Here is a 15,744-nt window from a genome sequence, read left to right as displayed (position 1 = left end):
TTTTATGGCCCGGTTGAGCCCTTTCCCTGTCTGCCTGATGCCGGTTTGTGCCGGTCTGTTTGCCCCCCGTTACCCTTTATGCTTGGATTTCAGCCACATATCTTCCTCGCAGAGCAGCACTGCCTGTCTGCGCGGGGGCCCTCACAACGGGCCCATGACATGTTGATTGAACCCGTAAACCACCCGATCACCGCCAAATGGCACCAGTTGCACCTCCCGGGTCTGGCCCGGCTCAAAGCGCACGGCGGTGCCTGCGGCGATATCCAGACGATAGCCACGGGCCGCCGCCCGGTCAAAATCAAGCGCGGCATTGGTTTCCGCAAAATGATAATGGCTGCCGGCCTGAACCGGCCGGTCGCCGGTATTGGCCACGGTCAGGGTGATCGCCGCGCGGCCCTCATTCAGCACAATCTCTCCCGGGGCGGTCAGAATCTCACCGGGGATCATCCGTCATCAGCCTTTTTGGATTTGCGCGGCTTGCGGGGTTTGGCGCTGGCCGGTGGCGGTGTTTCGGCCTCCGCTGCGGCCTCGGCGGGTTCCGCCGCCGCCTCAACCTGCTCTGCGTCGTCCGGTGGGGCCTCATCTGCCGGGGCCAAATCCTCCGCCGCCGTCTCAGGCGTCATGATCATCTGGTAAATCTGCTTGCCAAACAGCCCCGACAGCGCGCCCAGAACCAGCGGAAAGGCCATGCTGTTGAGGCCGAACAGCCAGACCAGTATCGCCGCCGCCAGCAACAGCGTGACCAGGCTCAGCATGTCATAGTCAACCTCCCCCGGAGGAGGTTTGACCTGAAAGGTATCCTCCAGCACCCGTTTGATATGCGGGGCGGCAATCGGGGTCAGATACCCGGCGATCGCCCCCAGGACCAGGTTCAGCAACATCTCGGTTCACTCCTTTGGCACGGAAGATTGGTATGAAACGCGGGGCCTGCCCCGCCATCCTTTGTCTCACGGGGCAATCGCCCAAACGGATCGGCACAGATGATTCCACAGATACGCATACGACCCTAGCGGATCGGATGGTGGACAGTCACCAGTTTGGTGCCGTCGGGAAAAGTTGCCTCCACCTGCACATCATGGATCATCTCGGCAATCCCCGCCATGCATTGATCTGCGGTGATCACCTGCGCACCGGCGGTCATCAGTTCCGCCACACTGCGCCCGTCGCGCGCGCCCTCGACAACGAAATCCGTGATCAGCGCAATGGCTTCGGGATGGTTCAGCCTGACACCACGGTCCAGACGGCCCCGCGCCACCATCGCGGCCAGGCTGATCAGCAATTTGTCTTTTTCCCGGGGGGTAAGGTTCATCGGATATCCTTGGTTGTGGTCACATCTTTGCCTGGGCTCACATCTGCCAGACCCGCGGCAGGGGCTGACCGCTCAATACCTCTATGGCGCGGCCCACGGCACGGCGCAGCGGATAGGCGTCAGTGGCCATGAAACGGGCGGTGATCCGCCCGCCCCAGGCCGAGGCTGCGGCCACCACGCCTTCGGCGGGCAAAACCCGGCGCAGGGCCGCCAGCCGGTCCTCTGCACCGGGCGCGATCATCGTCAGACTGGCCAGCGCCCCGGCCCCGTTCAGGCCCGCGCATCCCGCCCGGGTCAGATCAGCGGTGTTCAGCCGCACCGGTTCCACCATCATCAACCGCCCGGCCCGGCGCACGGCCCGGTGATCCCGCAAATCGACCCGGGCCAGCACCTCGCCCATGGCTGCACGCCCCAGAACCAGTGTTTCCAGAGCAATCAAGGTGGCATCGGCGGCCATATCAACCTGAAAATCCCGCTCCAGCGCGGCCCCGTCAAACAGGATCAGCTCCTGCGGCAGCCAATGCAGAACCGCCCCGGGCCCCAGGGTCAGACGGGTGGCCACCCGGGCCCGCCCGCCGGCGCTGCGATAGGCCCGCTCCGCCGTCTGGGTGGTGACAACCGCCGCACTGTCTGCACCCAGATCAACCTCATACTGCAACCGGTCCCCGCCGGTGACCCCGCCCGCGGTGTTCAGAAACACCAGTTCGGGCACGCGCCCATGCATGCGCGGCAGCATCGCCTTGGCGGCGCCTTCCTGATGCAGATGGGTCAGCCGCCTGCCCGCGATGGCAACATGGGCCCGCCCATGGGTGCGTTGCAGGGGAAGAACGGGAGCGGCGGCATCAAACATGGACCGACTCTTGCAAGCCACCCCCGCCAAGACAAGCGACCCCCGGGCCTGCCCCCATCTTCGCATTGCAATTCGCACAATATTTAGGCAGATCGGCGCAAAAATCCGGCATGGCCCATATATCCCCCGCCCTGCGCCTTCCCCCTTGGCAGTTCCCGCCCCCCGGTGTAGCGCTAGGCCCATGACCACGCTGACCCTGCGCCGCCCCGATGACTGGCACCTGCATCTGCGCGATGGCGCGATGCTGGCCGCCGTTCTGCCGGAAACCACCCGCCATTTCGCCCGGGCGATCATCATGCCCAATCTGGTGCCGCCGGTGGTGCGCGGCACGGATGCCGCCGCCTATCGCGCGCGCATCCTCGCCGCCCTGCCCAAGGGCAGCCCTTTTACCCCGCTGATGACGCTGTATCTGACCGAAGACACCGACCCGGATGATGTGGCCGCCGCCCATGCAAGCGGGCTGATCACCGCCGTGAAACTCTACCCGGCAGGCGCCACCACAAATTCCGCCTCGGGCGTGACCGATTTCGACAAGGTGCGTGGCGTGCTGGACAGGATGGCCGAGATCGGCCTGCCGCTCTGCATCCATGGGGAAGTCACCAGCCCCGAGGTCGATATCTTCGACCGGGAACAGGTTTTTCTGGACACCGTGCTTGACCCGCTGCGCCGCGCCACCCCCGGCCTGACGGTCACTCTGGAACATATCACCACAAGCCATGGCATCGACTATGTCTCTGACGCCACAGGAAAAATCGCAGGCACCATCACCACGCATCACCTGATGATCAACCGCAACCATATTCTGGCAGGCGGTATCAGACCGCATTATTACTGCCTGCCCGTGGCCAAACGAAACACCCATCAACAGGCCCTGCGCCGGGCCGCGACCTCGGGCAATCCGCGCTTCTTTCTGGGCACGGACAGTGCGCCGCATACGGACCCGAACAAACTTTCGGCCTGCGGCTGCGCGGGCTGCTTCACCGCAACCAACACGCTGTCCTGCCTCGCCCATGTGTTCGAGGAGGAAGAGGCGCTTGACCGGCTGGAAGGCTTCACCTCGCTCCACGGCCCGGCCCATTACGGCCTGCCCCCCAATGACGCCACACTCACCCTGACCAAACAGGCCAGCCCCGTCCCCTACCCGACCCAGATCGCCACCGATGAAGGCCCCGTCACCCTGTTCGATCCCGGCCATCCGCTGTTCTGGCAGGTGACCTGATCTTCTCTGCTTGATAAATATCCCCGCCGGAGGCATTCCCGGCCCACCACAATACCCGCCATATGAGGCACCAGATGATCCCTGCCACCTATCCCGACCCACACACCATGGCGCAGATGACTGCCCGCATGTTGCTGGACATCAAGGCCGTTCATTTCAATGCGGCAGAGCCGTTCACCCATTCCTCGGGCAAACAGGCGCCAACCTATATCGACTGCCGAAAACTCATCTCCTACCCGCGCATCCGCGCGACGCTGATGGATTTTCTGACCTGCACGGTGATGCGCAATGCCGGGCTGGAGGCTTTCGACAATATCGCCGGGGGCGAAACCGCCGGCATCCCCTTTGCCGCGCTGGTTGCCGAGCGTATGGCGCTGCCGATGACCTATGTCAGAAAGAAGCCCAAAGGCTATGGCCGGGATGCCCAGATCGAGGGCCAGATGAACGCAGGCGAGCGGGTGCTGCTGGTGGAGGATCTGACCACCGATGGCGGCTCGAAACTGAAATTTGTCGAGGCGATCCGCAAGACCGGGGCCCTTTGCGGCGACACAGCGGTGATTTTCTTCTATGACATCTTTGCCGATACGCTGCCCGATCTGGCGGCCGAAGGCATCACCCTGCATTACCTGTGCACCTGGGCCGATGTGGTGGCCGAGGCGCGGCGGGCGGGCGATTTCGATGAGGAAACCCTGACCGAGGTGGAGCGATTCCTTGCCGGCCCCGACGCCTGGCGCGCGGCCCGCGGCGGCGGCTGACCCGAGGCCGCCTGCGAATAAATCCCCCGCGTGTTTATTTGGCCACGGACATGGCGCAAAACCACCAGATGTTGACGTCTGCCCCATAAAAAAGGCAATATACAGGTCCGATTTCGACCCACAGCCTATCCACAGCTTATCCAGATTGACCGGTCTGCGCCTGCTCCTGTAGGCCCGATCCAAAGGTGGGGACCAGGGCGGCAAAAGCACAATAAGGGACGGCGACATGAATGAGGTACAGGCCATCAATCCGACCGGCGACGCGTTGGAAGCCGCCGCAGAGCTGCCCCATAACATCGAAGCGGAACAACAGCTTCTGGGCGCGATCCTGTCCTCCAATGATGTGCTGGACCGGGTGGATGACCTGGTCAAACCCGACCATTTCTATGACCCCGTCCATGGGGAGATTTTCGCCACCGCCGCCAGCCGGATCACCAAGGGGCTGCAAACCGACGCCACCACGCTGAAGAATTTTCTGGCCGATCATCCGGGACTGAAAGACCTGGGCGGGGCGGAATATCTGCTGCGCCTGCAACTGTCCGCCATCGCCACATCGGCGGCGCGCGATTATGCGCAACTGATCCATGATCTGGCGCTCAGGCGCGAATTGATTGATCTGGGGCGCACCATCGCCGACCGCGCCCAGACCGTCCGCGATGAGGCCACACCGGATGAACAGATTGTCGAGGCCGAAGCGGATTTGTTCAAACTCGCCTCCTCCGGCACCACCTCGCGCGGGTTTCAAAGCTTCCTGCGGGCCCTGACCGACGCGGTGGATATCGCCAATGCGGCCTATAACCGGGGCGGCGGTCTGGCCGGGATATCGACCGGCCTGACAGATATGGACAAGATGCTGGGCGGCTTGCACAATTCCGATCTTCTGATCCTTGCCGGTCGTCCCTCCATGGGCAAGACATCCCTGGCCACCAATATTGCCTTCAACGTGGCCAGGGCCTGGAAACGGGGCGCGAAACCCGATGGCAGCGACGGCACGGTCGATGGCGGGGTTGTGGGGTTTTTCTCGCTTGAGATGTCGGCGGCGCAGCTGGCGCAGCGGGTGTTGTCCGAGGCGGCAGAAGTGCCCTCGGAACTGATCCGCAAGGGCGATCTGAATGAGCAGGAATTTCAACGGTATCTGCGGGCGGCGCAGGATCTTGAAAGCTGCCCGCTTTATATCGACGACACGCCTGCTCTGCCGATCAGCCAGCTGGCGGCCCGGGCCCGGCGGCTGAAACGCTCCCCCAGGGGCTGGACCTGCTGATCATCGACTATCTGCAGCTTCTGCGCGGGTCGGGGAAATCCGAGAACCGGGTGAATGAGGTCTCGGAAATCACCCAGGGCCTGAAGGCCATCGCGAAAGAGCTGAACATCCCGGTGATTGCCCTGTCGCAGCTTTCGCGCCAGGTTGAACAGCGCGAGGACAAGCGCCCGCAATTGAGCGATTTGCGTGAATCCGGCTCGATCGAGCAGGATGCGGATGTGGTGATGTTTGTCTATCGCGGTGAATATTACAAAGAGCGTGAAAAGCCGGGCGAAGACAATCTGGAAGCCATGGCGAAATGGCAGCAGGAGATGGAACAGCTTCACGGCAAGGCCGAGGTGATCATCGGCAAGCAGCGGCACGGGCCCGTCGGCTCGCTTGATCTGAGCTTTGAGGGGCAGTTCACCCGGTTCGGCAATCTGGTCAAACCCTGGCAGGCGGGCAATTCGGACGGGTTCTGATGGCAATCTCGGGGGTCAATCACATCACATTGGCCGTGTCCGACCTGAGCCGGTCCTTGCAGTTTTACGAGGATGTTCTGGGCGCGCGCCGGGCCGCCATATGGCCCCGGGGCGCCTATCTGGAGCTTGGCACGCTCTGGCTCTGTCTGGAAGTGAGCACCGAGATGTCGCCACGCGGCGATGACAGCCATATCGCCCTATCCTGCAGCCCCGGAGGTTTCGCCGATCTGGCCAGGAAAATCGCCGCCTCCGCGCGCCTGTGGAAAGACAATCGCAGCGAGGGCGCATCGCTTTATTTCCTTGATCCCGATGGCCATAAACTGGAGCTTCACGAGGGCGATCTGGCCTCGCGGCTGGCGCATTATCGCACCCATCCCGCCCCCGGCATGACCCTCACCGACGCCAAGACACCCTCTTGACGCTCCGGGCCACAGACCCGACAGAGACATATGGCAACCGGAATCCTGCATATCGACCTTGATGCGCTCTGCGCCAACTGGCGCGCGCTGGACCGTCTTTCAGCCGGAGAGACCGGTGCCGTGGTAAAGGCCGATGGCTATGGGCTTGGCCTGGTGGAGGTGACCCGGGCGCTGGCCTCGGCGGGGGCCAGACGCTTCTTCGTGGCGGTCGCCGAGGAAGGCGCCACCCTGCGCAAGGCCCTTGGAGAAAATGTTGAAATAAATGTCTTTTCCGGCCATATGGTGACAGATACGGCCATAATCCGTGGCGCGGGTCTGACCCCGATGCTGAACAGTGCGGCGCAGGTGGCGCGCCATCGTGAGGCCCTGCCCGATGCGCCTTACGGGGTACAGCTTGACACCGGCATGAACCGTCTGGGGATGGAGGCCGATGAATGGGCCGAACTGCGCGCCGGGCTTGAGGCCGGGCCGCTGACCCTGGTGATGAGCCATCTGGCCTGCGCCGACACGCCGGAACACCCGCAAAACGCCGCGCAACTGGCGCAATTCATTGCGATGACCGAGGGGCTTCACGCTCCCAGATCGCTGAGTGCGACGGGCGGTATCCTGCTGGGGCCTGAGTATCATTTTGATCTGACACGCCCGGGGATCGGCCTTTATGGCGGCCTGCCTTTTGCGGCGGCCCGCCCGGCCCTGCGCCTGTCGCTGCCGGTGATCCAGACACGCGACATCGCCCCGGGGGAGACCGTGGGCTATGGCGGCACGTATTGCGCGCCCTCGCCCCGGAAGATCGCCACGGTTTCAGGCGGCTATGCCGACGGGTTGATCCGGGCGCTGAGCGGGCGGGCCCGGCTGTTTGCGGGCGATACGCCCTGCCCCGTGGTCGGTCGCGTGTCGATGGATATGATCGGGGTGGATGTGACCGATCTGCCCCACATGCCCGAGATGCTGGATATTATGTGCCCGGCCCAGAATGTGGATGCCCTGGCCGAGGCCGCAGGCACCATCGGCTATGAAATACTGACATCGCTTGGCGCGCGGTATGAGCGTCACTATAGCGGGGGGCCGTCATGATCCTGCTCTCCCCCCTTGCTGCGACAGGCCGGGCGACCCTTGGCATGCTGGGCGTTATCGGGCGGATCGCACTTTATGCCGCGCAGACGCTCAGCCATCTGGTCCGGCCACCATTCTACCCGCGTGAATTTGCCCATGCGCTGATGCAGATCGGCTGGCTCAGCCTGCCGGTGGTGGGGCTGACGGCGCTTTTCACCGGGGGCGCGCTGGCCTTGCAGATCTATGCGGGCGGGTCCCGGTTCAACGCGGAATCCGTTGTGCCCTCGATCGTCGCCATCGGCATGGTGCGCGAGCTTGGCCCGGTTCTGGGCGGGTTGATGGTGGCCGGTCGTGTGGCCGCCGCGATTGCCGCCGAGATCGGCACCATGAAAGTGACCGAACAGATTGACGCGCTGGTCACGCTGTCGACCCATCCGATGAAATACCTGACCGTGCCGCGGGTTCTGGCCGCGGTGCTGACCCTGCCGCTGCTGGTGGCGGTGGGCGATATCATCGGCATTTTCGGCGGTTATCTGGTGGGCACAACACGGCTTGGCTTCAACCCGGCCATCTATCTCGACAACACGGTCGATTTTCTGGAACTGTGGGATGTGTTGTCGGGCCTTGTGAAAGGGGCGGTTTTCGGGTTCATCGTGGCGCTGATGGGCTGCTATCACGGGATGCATTCGGGCCGGGGCGCGCGCGGCGTGGGGCGGGCCACGACCAATGCGGTTGTGTCGGCCTCGATCATGATCCTGGCGGCCAATTACCTGCTGACGGAGCTGTTTTTCACCGGATGATCGAGCTTGACGATGTTCATAAATCCTTTGGCGCCAAGCAGGTGCTGCGCGGCGTCGACCTGAGCCTTGTGCGCGGCCAGAGCCTGGTGATCATCGGCGGGTCCGGCACCGGCAAATCGGTTCTGCTGAAATCCATCCTTGGCCTGATCCGCCATGACAGCGGCACGATCCGTTTCGAGGGTGAGGATATCCGCAAGACCGACCGCGATGCGTTTCTGGCGCGTTTCGGGATGCTGTTTCAGGGCGCCGCGCTGTTTGACAGTCTGACGGTCTGGCAGAATGTGGCCTTCCGGCTGTTGCGCGGCTCTTTGAAGCGACCGGTGGCCGAGGCCCGCGAGATTGCGGTTGAGAAACTGCGCCGCGTGGGGCTGAACCCGGATGTGGCAGAGCTGTTCCCGTCTGAATTGTCCGGCGGCATGCAGAAACGGGTTGGGCTGGCGCGCGCCATCGCCGCGGAACCGGATGTGATTTTCTTTGACGAACCGACCACCGGGCTTGACCCGATCATGGCCGGTGTCATCAACGCGCTGATCCGTGAGATCGTGGTCGAGATGGGCGCCACGGCGATGACCATCACCCATGACATGTCATCGGTGCGTGCCATCGCCGACCGGGTTGCGATGCTCCATGACGGGGTGGTGAAATGGGAAGGCCCGGTGGCCGGGATGGATGCGGCACCTGACCCTTATCTGCACCAGTTCATCACCGGCGCGGCGGAGGGGCCGATCGAGGCGGTGCGCTAGATGGGCCGCGAAACCCTTCCCCCGATAGCGATACCCCTGCCCGGTGACCTGCCGCCTGTCTGGGGCGGGTTTTATCTGCTGTTCAATCTGATGCTGGTTCTGGTGCCGTTTCTGGCATGTGTCTTTGCCGTGCTGAACCTGCGGGTGACACCTGAACAGAAGGCCCAGTTTGCCTTTGCGGTGATCTCTTCCGGTCTGACGGGGCTGACCACATCATGGGTCATCTATCTGCCCCGCGCGGTTCCCGCAACGCTGCGATCCGAGAATATTCTGGAATTCACGCTGGTCTTTCTCTGGGCCTGGACCCTGCTGGATTTCTGGCGCGGCACAAAGGCGACCGGCTGGCGCCCCCGGCTTGCGGCCATTGCGGTTGCGCTGAGTGTGATATCCCTGCCGGTGATCATGGCGCTGCTTTGGCTGCTTGCCCCATGAGCCCCATTGCCACGATCGAGGTGATCGCAACCGGGCTTTGGGTCTATGCCGGGCTGGGTCTGGCGGATTGGGGGCTGCGCGTGTTTCAAAGCGAACGCGGCCAGCATATCGCTTCTGTGACCGGATTGCTGGCCAATCTGGTGCCGGTGATGATTGCGCTGGTGGTGGTGGTCATGGTCGGGGCGGTGATCGGGTTGCCATCGGTTGTTGTGATCATCGCATTGCTGTTCCCGGCCGGGTTGGGCTTTGGGGTGCATCAATCGCTCAACGAGATGCGCGAGACGCGCTGGCGGTTTGAAGCAGGCAAACTGGCACTGGCAATCGTGATCTCGGCGGCGGTGATCTGGCACCGGCAATTTGCCTGAAGGCTTTGGGGTATAAAGTAATTCGGAAACGCGCCTCCACCAGTTCTGAGGGCAGTGCCCGAACCGAGGGGTGGAAAACTCCAGTTTTCCACGGGGAATTCTGGAGAATTCCGCCCGAAAGCGGTTCACCTTTGATCTGGCCCGCAAACCACTGCCTCTCTCGCCATCCGCTCCAGTGCTTTTTCGATATGACCCGTTTCAGGTTGACCCCGAAAAGCCATCATTACGACCCTCAGGCCAGCGGTTTGCGCATGATCGGCCGTGTGTCTGATCGCCGTGCGACCTCCACAAAGCCCGCCTTGCGATAGGTGCCCATGAACCCGGTCCAGGCATAGACCGGCGGGTAGCTCTTTTTCGGGCTGTCGATCGGATACCCTTCGATCATCCTGGCCCCCTGCCCTTTGGCAAAATCGCAGGCCGCGTTCAGCAGGGCGGTCGACAGACCCTTGCGCCGAAACCGCTTGTCCACCAGAAAGCAGGACACACTCCAGACCGGCAGGTCATCAACCGGTTTCAACACCCGCGACCGGTCAAGCCTTGGGAAGGCGGCGCGCCTGTCCACCTGTATCCAGCCAATGGCAACAGCGTTGTGATAGGCCACAAGCCCCGGCACCTCACCCGCCGCAAACAGCGCCTTCATCGCCCTGCGGTTGCCATCCCCCAGACCGGCATCCATCTCGGATTTCGACAGCCGCCAGATCATGCACCAGCACCCGCCACAGCCGCCTTTCTCGCCCATCACGGCGCTGAACCCGGCCCAATCGGCGGGGCGAATGTCAAATTCCATTGAAGAGGCCCGGTGATCTGTCATGAAACTCTCTTACAGCTTGCCTGATGGTAAATAAGAACATATAGGGAACATATAATCAATCACCAGGCACCGCTGATGGGCAAAGACTTGCGCATCCCGCATGCCTTGGGTCATGTCAGGGCCGTGGCCCGTCACATATCAGGATCGCCCATGCGCGTGTTGCTTATCGTCAATCTGTTCCTGCTGATCCTGTTCCCGATCTCGTGGTTTGCACCATTGATGCGGGCGGGTCTGCTGCCGCTGTTCGGGCTGGATGAAATCTCGGTCCTGTCCGGCATTGGCGCCCTTTGGGAGGATGAAACGCTGTTGGCCATACTGGTGGTGTTTTTCGCCCTGGTGGCGCCGATCAGCAAGACCATCGCACTGGCATTCATCCATGCGGGGCGTCTGGCCGAACGCTGGCTGCCGTTGACCGCGGCGCTTGGCAAGCTGGCCATGGCAGATGTGTTTCTGATCGCGCTTTATATCGTGCTGGCCAAAGGGGTCAGCGTCGGCCGGGTGGAAACCGCCTGGGGGCTCTGGCTGTTCACCGGCTGCATTCTGGCCTCGCTGGCGGTCAGCCTGTGGACCAGCCATCTGGTCAAGCAGGGCCGGCTCGGCTAAGCCCTTCCCATGGCCAAACCCGTCACCCGTTTTGTCTGTTCCGCCTGTGGCAGCGTCACCCAGAAATGGGCCGGGCGCTGCGAAAACTGTGGCGAATGGAATACCATCGCCGAGGAAGCGCCGCTTTCCGCCGGGCCGGGCAAATCCCTTGGTGTGGTCAAGGGCCGGGCCATGGTGCTAAGCGATCTGACCACCGAAGAAGCACCACCCCCCCGCCAGAGCGCGGCCATGGCCGAGTTGGACCGGGTGCTGGGCGGCGGGCTGGTTCCGGCCTCGGCCTGTCTGGTGGGCGGCGACCCGGGGATCGGGAAATCAACGCTGCTGTTGCAGGCGGCGGCCAGTTTCGCGCGGACCGGGCTGAAGGTCATCTATGTCTCGGGGGAAGAGGCCACAGCCCAGGTGCGGATGCGCGCTCAGCGGCTTGGCCTGTCCGACGCCGCTGTAAAACTTGCCGCTGAAACCAATCTGCGCGACATCCTGACCACGCTGGATGCGGAACGCCCGGATCTGGTGATCATCGATTCGATCCAGACCATGTGGCTGGACACGGTGGAAAGCGCCCCCGGCTCGGTCAGCCAGGTGCGCGCGGCGGCCCATGAACTGGTCACCTTTGCCAAGAAACGCGGTGTGGCGGTGATGCTGGTGGGCCATGTGACCAAGGAAGGCCAGATCGCGGGGCCGCGTGTGGTTGAACATATGGTCGACACGGTGCTGTATTTCGAAGGCGAACGCGGCCATCAGTTTCGCATCCTGCGCGCGGTGAAAAACCGGTTCGGCCCGGCTGATGAGATCGGCGTTTTCGAGATGACCGGCACAGGTCTGGCCGAGGTGCCAAACCCGTCAGCCCTGTTCCTGTCAGACCGTGACAAACCCGCCCCCGGTTCGGTGGTGTTTGCCGGTATCGAAGGCACCCGCCCGGTTCTGGTGGAAATTCAGGCGCTTGTGGCGCCCTCCTCTCTCAGCCAGCCGCGCCGGGCGGTGGTGGGCTGGGACAGTGGCCGCCTGTCGATGATCCTGGCAGTGCTTGAGGCGCGTGTCGGCATCTCGTTTCAGGGGCTTGATGTCTATCTGAATATCGCCGGCGGCATGCGGGTCTCCGAACCGGCGGCCGATCTGGCCGTTGCCGCCGCCCTTCTGTCCGCCCGGGAGGATGCCGCAATTCCGCCACATTGTGTGGTATTCGGGGAACTGAGTCTCTCTGGCGCGCTGCGTCCGGTGGCTCAGGCGGAAAACAGGTTGAAAGAGGCCCGGAAACTTGGTTTTTCACAGGCCATGGTGCCCGAGGGGTGTAAAACCGGCGACGGGGCCGGGATGGACCTGATGCCCATGGCCGATCTGACCCGTTTTGTGGGCGATGTGTTCGGGGCCGCGTAAAACAGCGTTGCGAAATCACTGCGTCAACGGACGCGCGTATATGTAGAAACAGACGAGGGCAGCCATGGACGGCTTCACAATCATCGACGGCGTTGTTGCAGCCGTTATCGTGATCTCGGCCATTCTGGCCTATTCCCGTGGCTTCGTGCGCGAAATCATGGCCATCGCCGGATGGGTCATCGCCGCGATTGTCGCCTTCATCTTTGCCCCGAATGCCTTTCCCCTGGTCCGTGAAATTCCGTATGTGGGGGATTTCATCGGGGACAGCAACGAACTTGGGATCATCGTCGCCTTTGCCGGTGTCTTTGCAATCGCCCTGGTGATCGTGTCGATTTTCACACCGCTGTTCTCCACCGCGATCCAGCGGTCGGTTCTGGGGGGGCTGGATGCCGGGCTGGGGTTTCTGTTCGGGGTCGCGCGCGGGGTGTTGCTGGTGGTCGTGGCGCTGGTTGTCTACGACCGGGTTGCAGGCGATCAGGCGGTGCCGATGGTTGATGACAGCCGGACGGCACAGATTTTCGCCCGGCTGAAAGATCGGATCGAAGCGCAGATTCCAAGTGATGCCCCGGGCTGGATTCTGGACCGGTATGACGAGTTGATCAACTCCACCGATGCCGCCACCGAAGAGGCAGCACCGGTCGAAACACCCCCGGTGGCCACCGACAATTAGGGCAGGACCGCAACAATTGTGACAGGTTGGAGAACCGACGCGTGACAGAGCGGGTCAGACACCCTACACAACACTCGAACCACCCTCGGATTCGGACCTCACCTGCTGCCACAGGAGCGACTGAATGAGCCACCCGACCGGCGCCGCTGACGCCCGTTTCCCCGCCCATCCCTTTGATCCGTTCGACGATGATAAATTGCACGAGGAATGCGGCGTTTTCGGCGTGATCGGCCTGACTGACGCAGCCAATTTCGTCGCCCTTGGCCTGCATGCGCTGCAACATCGCGGGCAAGAGGCCGGCGGGATCGTCGCCCACCACCCCGATCACGGCTTCAACTCCGCCCGGCGATTTGGCTATGTGCGGGACAATTTCACCTCCCACAAGGTGATGGAAACCCTGCCCGGGCCGCTTGCCATCGGTCATGTGCGCTATTCCACCACCGGGTCCAAGGGCAACACCGCGATCCGTGACGTGCAGCCGTTTTTCGGAGAGTTCGCCATGGGCGGGGCTGCCATTGCCCATAATGGCAATATCGTCAATGCCGAGGAATTGCGCCGCGAGCTGATCGGGCGCGGCTCGATCTTTCAAAGCTCAAGCGACAGTGAATGCATCATCCATCTGATGGCGCGCAGCTATCAAAAAACCATCCCTGAGCGGATGAAAGACGCCCTGCGCCGGGTCGAGGGCGCGTTTTCCATCGTTGCGATGACCCGGACCAAGCTGATCGGTGTGCGCGACGCGCTTGGCGTGCGGCCGCTGGTTCTGGGCCGCTTGGGCGAGGGTTGGGTGCTCAGCTCCGAGACCTGCGCGCTGGATATCATCGGCGCCGAGTATGTGCGTGATGTGGAACCCGGTGAAATGGTGGTGATCAACGGCACTGGCATCGAAAGCTATATGCCGTTCGAGCCGCGCAAACCGCGAAGCTGCATCTTCGAACATGTGTATTTCAGCCGCCCTGACAGCATCCTTGGCGGGCGGTCGGTGTATGAGACCCGCCGTCAGATCGGTGTGGAACTGGCCCGTGAGGCCCCGGTTGACGCCGATCTGGTCTGCCCCGTGCCCGACAGTGGCACACCGGCAGCGATCGGTTTCAGCCAGGAAAGCGGTATCCCCTATGCGATGGGGATCATCCGCAACCAGTATATGGGCCGGACCTTCATCGAGCCGACCGAACAGATCCGCAATATGGGTGTGCGTCTGAAGCTGAACGTGAACCGCGCGCTGATCCGCGACAAACGGGTGATCCTGGTGGATGACAGCGTGGTGCGCGGCACCACCAGCCGGAAGATCAAGGAGATGATCCTGGATGCGGGCGCCGCCGAGGTGCATTTCCGCATTGCCAGCCCGCCCACGGCCTGGCCCTGTTTCTACGGCGTCGACACGCCGGAGCGGGAGAAACTGCTGGCCTCGACCATGTCGGAAGAGGAAATGCGCGCCCATCTGCATGTGGATTCGCTGCGCTTCATCTCGCTGGATGGTCTTTACCGCGCCGTGGGCGAGGCCAAGGGCCGCAACACTCACGCCCCGCAATATTGTGACGCCTGTTTCACGGGCGACTACCCGGTCAGGCCCACGGATATGGCGGCCAAAGGGTTCGAGTTCTGCAAAGAACCGGCAGAATAGAGCGAGCCGGGATATTCCTTCGCTGCGTTAAAGCGGTTTGTGAGCGGCCCATGGGGACGGATCAGGCGCTGCCCTTCGTACAATACATATGTGCTGCAGAGTTTTGGTCCTGAACCTCGTGGGTCTGACCATGAAAACCCATGCTGCCTTCTCAAAGCTCAAGACATACAGGGCGGTCGCGACCGGAGACGAGAAACATGACGCGACCTTCCGCGCCCTCGTCAGGCACGCCGCCGCTCGCATCTGGTTGCGCGTTTATGAGTTGGTGGCCTACGGCACCTTGCCGGTCCCCTGTGTCACCAGCCACAGCAGGCCGATCAGCACCGGCTGGTGAACCAGATAGACCGCCAGAGAATGCCGCCCCGGCCAGGCCAGCACCCGCTGCACCGCCCCGGGCACCGCCGGGCGCGGCAGCCAGCCGGACCGGTCCAGCATCCGCGCCACGCCCAGCCCTGCCAGAAACGGCGCCGCCCAGGGAAAGATCGGCTCATAATCCATCGTCGGGGGCCAGATGGTGCCAAGGCCCGTCCACCAGAACCAGGGCGTATTGAACAGCTCGAACCGCGCATATTGCGGCAGCAGCAGCACCCCCAGGGCACATCCCAGTGTCAGCAACCCCGGCAGGCGCAGAAAGGCCAGACCGATCACACTGCACATTGCGATGGAGTGTAAAATGCCAAAGAAAATAAAGCTTTGCGGCATCGCCACATAAGTCGCAACCGTGATCAGCGCCGCCGCGCCGCCCACCATCGCCAGCCGCCGCCGGAAAGCGGGCCAGAGCAGCCCGCGCCCATGGGCCAGCCACAGGCTCCCCCCCGCCAGAAACAGAAAGCTCCCCGCCACCAGTTTGGCAAATGCCGCCCAGACACCGGTGATGGCCGTGTCAGGCGGCAGATACCCGAACAGCGCCAGATCGAAGGTGAAATGATAGAGGATCATCCCCAGCAGGGCCGCGCTCCGCGCCAGATCCAGCGCCATAATCCGCCCTGTCGGCC

The 15,744-nt window shown here is 62.9% G+C and carries 18 protein-coding genes and 1 pseudogene; 13 read left to right on the top strand and 6 right to left on the bottom strand.

Annotated elements, in window-relative coordinates; all coding sequences use genetic code 11:
* Positions 1 to 141: 141 nt before the first annotated feature.
* The 4 genes from E2K80_RS02695 to E2K80_RS02680 all read right to left on the bottom strand — a co-directional run bounded on the left by E2K80_RS02695 (position 142) and on the right by E2K80_RS02680 (position 2,159).
* Entirely contained in the window at positions 142 to 447 is a 306-nt protein-coding gene (locus E2K80_RS02695) for an urease subunit beta (RefSeq protein WP_135372516.1), read from the bottom strand.
* On the bottom strand, positions 444 to 881 hold the full coding sequence (locus E2K80_RS02690) for a hypothetical protein (protein WP_135372514.1): 438 nt from the start codon (positions 879 to 881) through the stop codon (positions 444 to 446). Before E2K80_RS02690 ends, E2K80_RS02695 begins: the two co-directional genes overlap by 4 nt.
* A 125-nt stretch (positions 882 to 1,006) precedes the next feature.
* Positions 1,007 to 1,309 (bottom strand): urease subunit gamma, encoded by a 303-nt coding sequence (locus E2K80_RS02685; protein ID WP_135372512.1) that lies wholly within the window; start codon positions 1,307 to 1,309, stop codon positions 1,007 to 1,009.
* Between the two features lie 37 nt (positions 1,310 to 1,346).
* Positions 1,347 to 2,159, bottom strand: coding sequence for an urease accessory protein UreD (locus E2K80_RS02680; protein ID WP_135372510.1), 813 nt, complete (start codon positions 2,157 to 2,159; stop codon positions 1,347 to 1,349).
* Between the two features lie 181 nt (positions 2,160 to 2,340).
* Here E2K80_RS02680 and pyrC point away from each other — a divergent pair, with 181 nt between their 5' ends.
* The 9 genes and pseudogenes from pyrC (at position 2,341) to E2K80_RS02635 (ending at position 9,667) form a co-directional block, all read left to right on the top strand.
* A complete protein-coding gene (gene pyrC, locus E2K80_RS02675) occupies positions 2,341 to 3,378 on the top strand; it encodes a dihydroorotase (protein ID WP_135372508.1) in 1,038 nt (345 codons plus the stop codon).
* A gap of 74 nt (positions 3,379 to 3,452) precedes the next feature.
* Positions 3,453 to 4,133, top strand: a complete 681-nt coding sequence (locus E2K80_RS02670) for an orotate phosphoribosyltransferase (RefSeq protein WP_135372506.1) — start codon at positions 3,453 to 3,455, stop codon at positions 4,131 to 4,133.
* A gap of 226 nt (positions 4,134 to 4,359) precedes the next feature.
* A pseudogene (locus tag E2K80_RS02665) lies at positions 4,360 to 5,855 on the top strand (replicative DNA helicase).
* Positions 5,855 to 6,274: a VOC family protein gene (locus E2K80_RS02660; RefSeq protein ID WP_135372504.1), complete on the top strand. Its 420-nt coding sequence runs from the start codon at positions 5,855 to 5,857 to the stop codon at positions 6,272 to 6,274. The pseudogene E2K80_RS02665 and the gene E2K80_RS02660 overlap by 1 nt, the downstream one beginning before the upstream one ends.
* A 30-nt stretch (positions 6,275 to 6,304) precedes the next feature.
* Positions 6,305 to 7,348 carry an alanine racemase gene (gene alr / locus E2K80_RS02655; protein WP_135372502.1) on the top strand — a complete coding sequence of 348 codons (1,044 nt, stop codon included), beginning with the start codon at positions 6,305 to 6,307 and terminating at the stop codon, positions 7,346 to 7,348.
* The gene (locus E2K80_RS02650; protein WP_135372500.1) at positions 7,345 to 8,127 is read left to right on the top strand and encodes an MlaE family ABC transporter permease; all 783 of its coding nucleotides are present in this window, start codon (positions 7,345 to 7,347) and stop codon (positions 8,125 to 8,127) included. The genes alr and E2K80_RS02650 overlap by 4 nt, the downstream gene beginning before the upstream one ends.
* Positions 8,124 to 8,870, top strand: a complete 747-nt coding sequence (locus tag E2K80_RS02645) for an ABC transporter ATP-binding protein (protein ID WP_135372497.1) — start codon at positions 8,124 to 8,126, stop codon at positions 8,868 to 8,870. The genes E2K80_RS02650 and E2K80_RS02645 overlap by 4 nt, the downstream gene beginning before the upstream one ends.
* A complete protein-coding gene (locus E2K80_RS02640; RefSeq protein ID WP_135372495.1) occupies positions 8,871 to 9,302 on the top strand; it encodes a hypothetical protein in 432 nt (143 codons plus the stop codon).
* A complete protein-coding gene (locus E2K80_RS02635) occupies positions 9,299 to 9,667 on the top strand; it encodes a hypothetical protein (protein WP_135372493.1) in 369 nt (122 codons plus the stop codon). Before E2K80_RS02640 ends, E2K80_RS02635 begins: the two co-directional genes overlap by 4 nt.
* 232 nt (positions 9,668 to 9,899) lie before the next feature.
* On the opposite strand, the gene E2K80_RS02630 is transcribed toward E2K80_RS02635, so the two are convergent.
* Positions 9,900 to 10,478: a GNAT family N-acetyltransferase gene (locus E2K80_RS02630; protein ID WP_238475633.1), complete on the bottom strand. Its 579-nt coding sequence runs from the start codon at positions 10,476 to 10,478 to the stop codon at positions 9,900 to 9,902.
* 156 nt (positions 10,479 to 10,634) lie between these two features.
* Between E2K80_RS02630 and E2K80_RS02625 the strand changes: the two genes are divergently transcribed.
* The 4 genes from E2K80_RS02625 to purF all read left to right on the top strand — a co-directional run bounded on the left by E2K80_RS02625 (position 10,635) and on the right by purF (position 14,749).
* Positions 10,635 to 11,081, top strand: coding sequence for a paraquat-inducible protein A (locus E2K80_RS02625; protein ID WP_168193249.1), 447 nt, complete (start codon positions 10,635 to 10,637; stop codon positions 11,079 to 11,081).
* A 9-nt stretch (positions 11,082 to 11,090) separates the two neighbouring features.
* Positions 11,091 to 12,455 (top strand): DNA repair protein RadA, encoded by a 1,365-nt coding sequence (gene radA, locus E2K80_RS02620; RefSeq protein ID WP_135372489.1) that lies wholly within the window; start codon positions 11,091 to 11,093, stop codon positions 12,453 to 12,455.
* Positions 12,456 to 12,519: 64 nt separating this feature from the next.
* Positions 12,520 to 13,125, top strand: a complete 606-nt coding sequence (locus E2K80_RS02615; RefSeq protein ID WP_135372487.1) for a CvpA family protein — start codon at positions 12,520 to 12,522, stop codon at positions 13,123 to 13,125.
* Positions 13,126 to 13,249: 124 nt separating this feature from the next.
* On the top strand, positions 13,250 to 14,749 hold the full coding sequence (gene purF, locus E2K80_RS02610) for an amidophosphoribosyltransferase (RefSeq protein ID WP_135372485.1): 1,500 nt from the start codon (positions 13,250 to 13,252) through the stop codon (positions 14,747 to 14,749).
* Positions 14,750 to 15,019: 270 nt separating this feature from the next.
* Here purF and E2K80_RS02605 read toward each other — a convergent pair whose 3' ends face one another.
* A complete protein-coding gene (locus tag E2K80_RS02605) occupies positions 15,020 to 15,727 on the bottom strand; it encodes a DUF1624 domain-containing protein (RefSeq protein WP_135372483.1) in 708 nt (235 codons plus the stop codon).
* Between the last annotated feature and the right edge of the window lie 17 nt (positions 15,728 to 15,744).

The sequence above is a fragment of the Rhodophyticola sp. CCM32 genome (assembly GCF_004751985.1).
Taxonomy (GTDB): domain Bacteria; phylum Pseudomonadota; class Alphaproteobacteria; order Rhodobacterales; family Rhodobacteraceae; genus Rhodophyticola.
The sequence above is the reverse complement of the archived record's forward strand: the minus strand, read 5'-3'. Positions and strand labels throughout refer to the sequence as shown.

Bases quoted from the DNA above. Each gene is read 5' to 3' on its own strand.
- purF (WP_135372485.1), top strand. From the start codon at position 13,250: ATGAGCCACCCGACCGGCGCCGCTGACGCCCGTTTCCCCGCCCATCCC.
- E2K80_RS02615 (WP_135372487.1), top strand. From the start codon at position 12,520: ATGGACGGCTTCACAATCATCGACGGCGTTGTTGCAGCCGTTATCGTG.
- E2K80_RS02670 (WP_135372506.1), top strand. From the start codon at position 3,453: ATGATCCCTGCCACCTATCCCGACCCACACACCATGGCGCAGATGACT.
- E2K80_RS02635 (WP_135372493.1), top strand. From the start codon at position 9,299: ATGAGCCCCATTGCCACGATCGAGGTGATCGCAACCGGGCTTTGGGTC.
- alr (WP_135372502.1), top strand. From the start codon at position 6,305: ATGGCAACCGGAATCCTGCATATCGACCTTGATGCGCTCTGCGCCAAC.
- radA (WP_135372489.1), top strand. From the start codon at position 11,091: ATGGCCAAACCCGTCACCCGTTTTGTCTGTTCCGCCTGTGGCAGCGTC.
- E2K80_RS02690 (WP_135372514.1), bottom strand. From the start codon at position 881: ATGTTGCTGAACCTGGTCCTGGGGGCGATCGCCGGGTATCTGACCCCG.
- E2K80_RS02630 (WP_238475633.1), bottom strand. From the start codon at position 10,478: ATGACAGATCACCGGGCCTCTTCAATGGAATTTGACATTCGCCCCGCC.
- E2K80_RS02680 (WP_135372510.1), bottom strand. From the start codon at position 2,159: ATGTTTGATGCCGCCGCTCCCGTTCTTCCCCTGCAACGCACCCATGGG.
- pyrC (WP_135372508.1), top strand. From the start codon at position 2,341: ATGACCACGCTGACCCTGCGCCGCCCCGATGACTGGCACCTGCATCTG.
- E2K80_RS02640 (WP_135372495.1), top strand. From the start codon at position 8,871: ATGGGCCGCGAAACCCTTCCCCCGATAGCGATACCCCTGCCCGGTGAC.
- E2K80_RS02660 (WP_135372504.1), top strand. From the start codon at position 5,855: ATGGCAATCTCGGGGGTCAATCACATCACATTGGCCGTGTCCGACCTG.
- E2K80_RS02685 (WP_135372512.1), bottom strand. From the start codon at position 1,309: ATGAACCTTACCCCCCGGGAAAAAGACAAATTGCTGATCAGCCTGGCC.
- E2K80_RS02645 (WP_135372497.1), top strand. From the start codon at position 8,124: ATGATCGAGCTTGACGATGTTCATAAATCCTTTGGCGCCAAGCAGGTG.
- E2K80_RS02605 (WP_135372483.1), bottom strand. From the start codon at position 15,727: ATGGCGCTGGATCTGGCGCGGAGCGCGGCCCTGCTGGGGATGATCCTC.
- E2K80_RS02650 (WP_135372500.1), top strand. From the start codon at position 7,345: ATGATCCTGCTCTCCCCCCTTGCTGCGACAGGCCGGGCGACCCTTGGC.
- E2K80_RS02695 (WP_135372516.1), bottom strand. From the start codon at position 447: ATGATCCCCGGTGAGATTCTGACCGCCCCGGGAGAGATTGTGCTGAAT.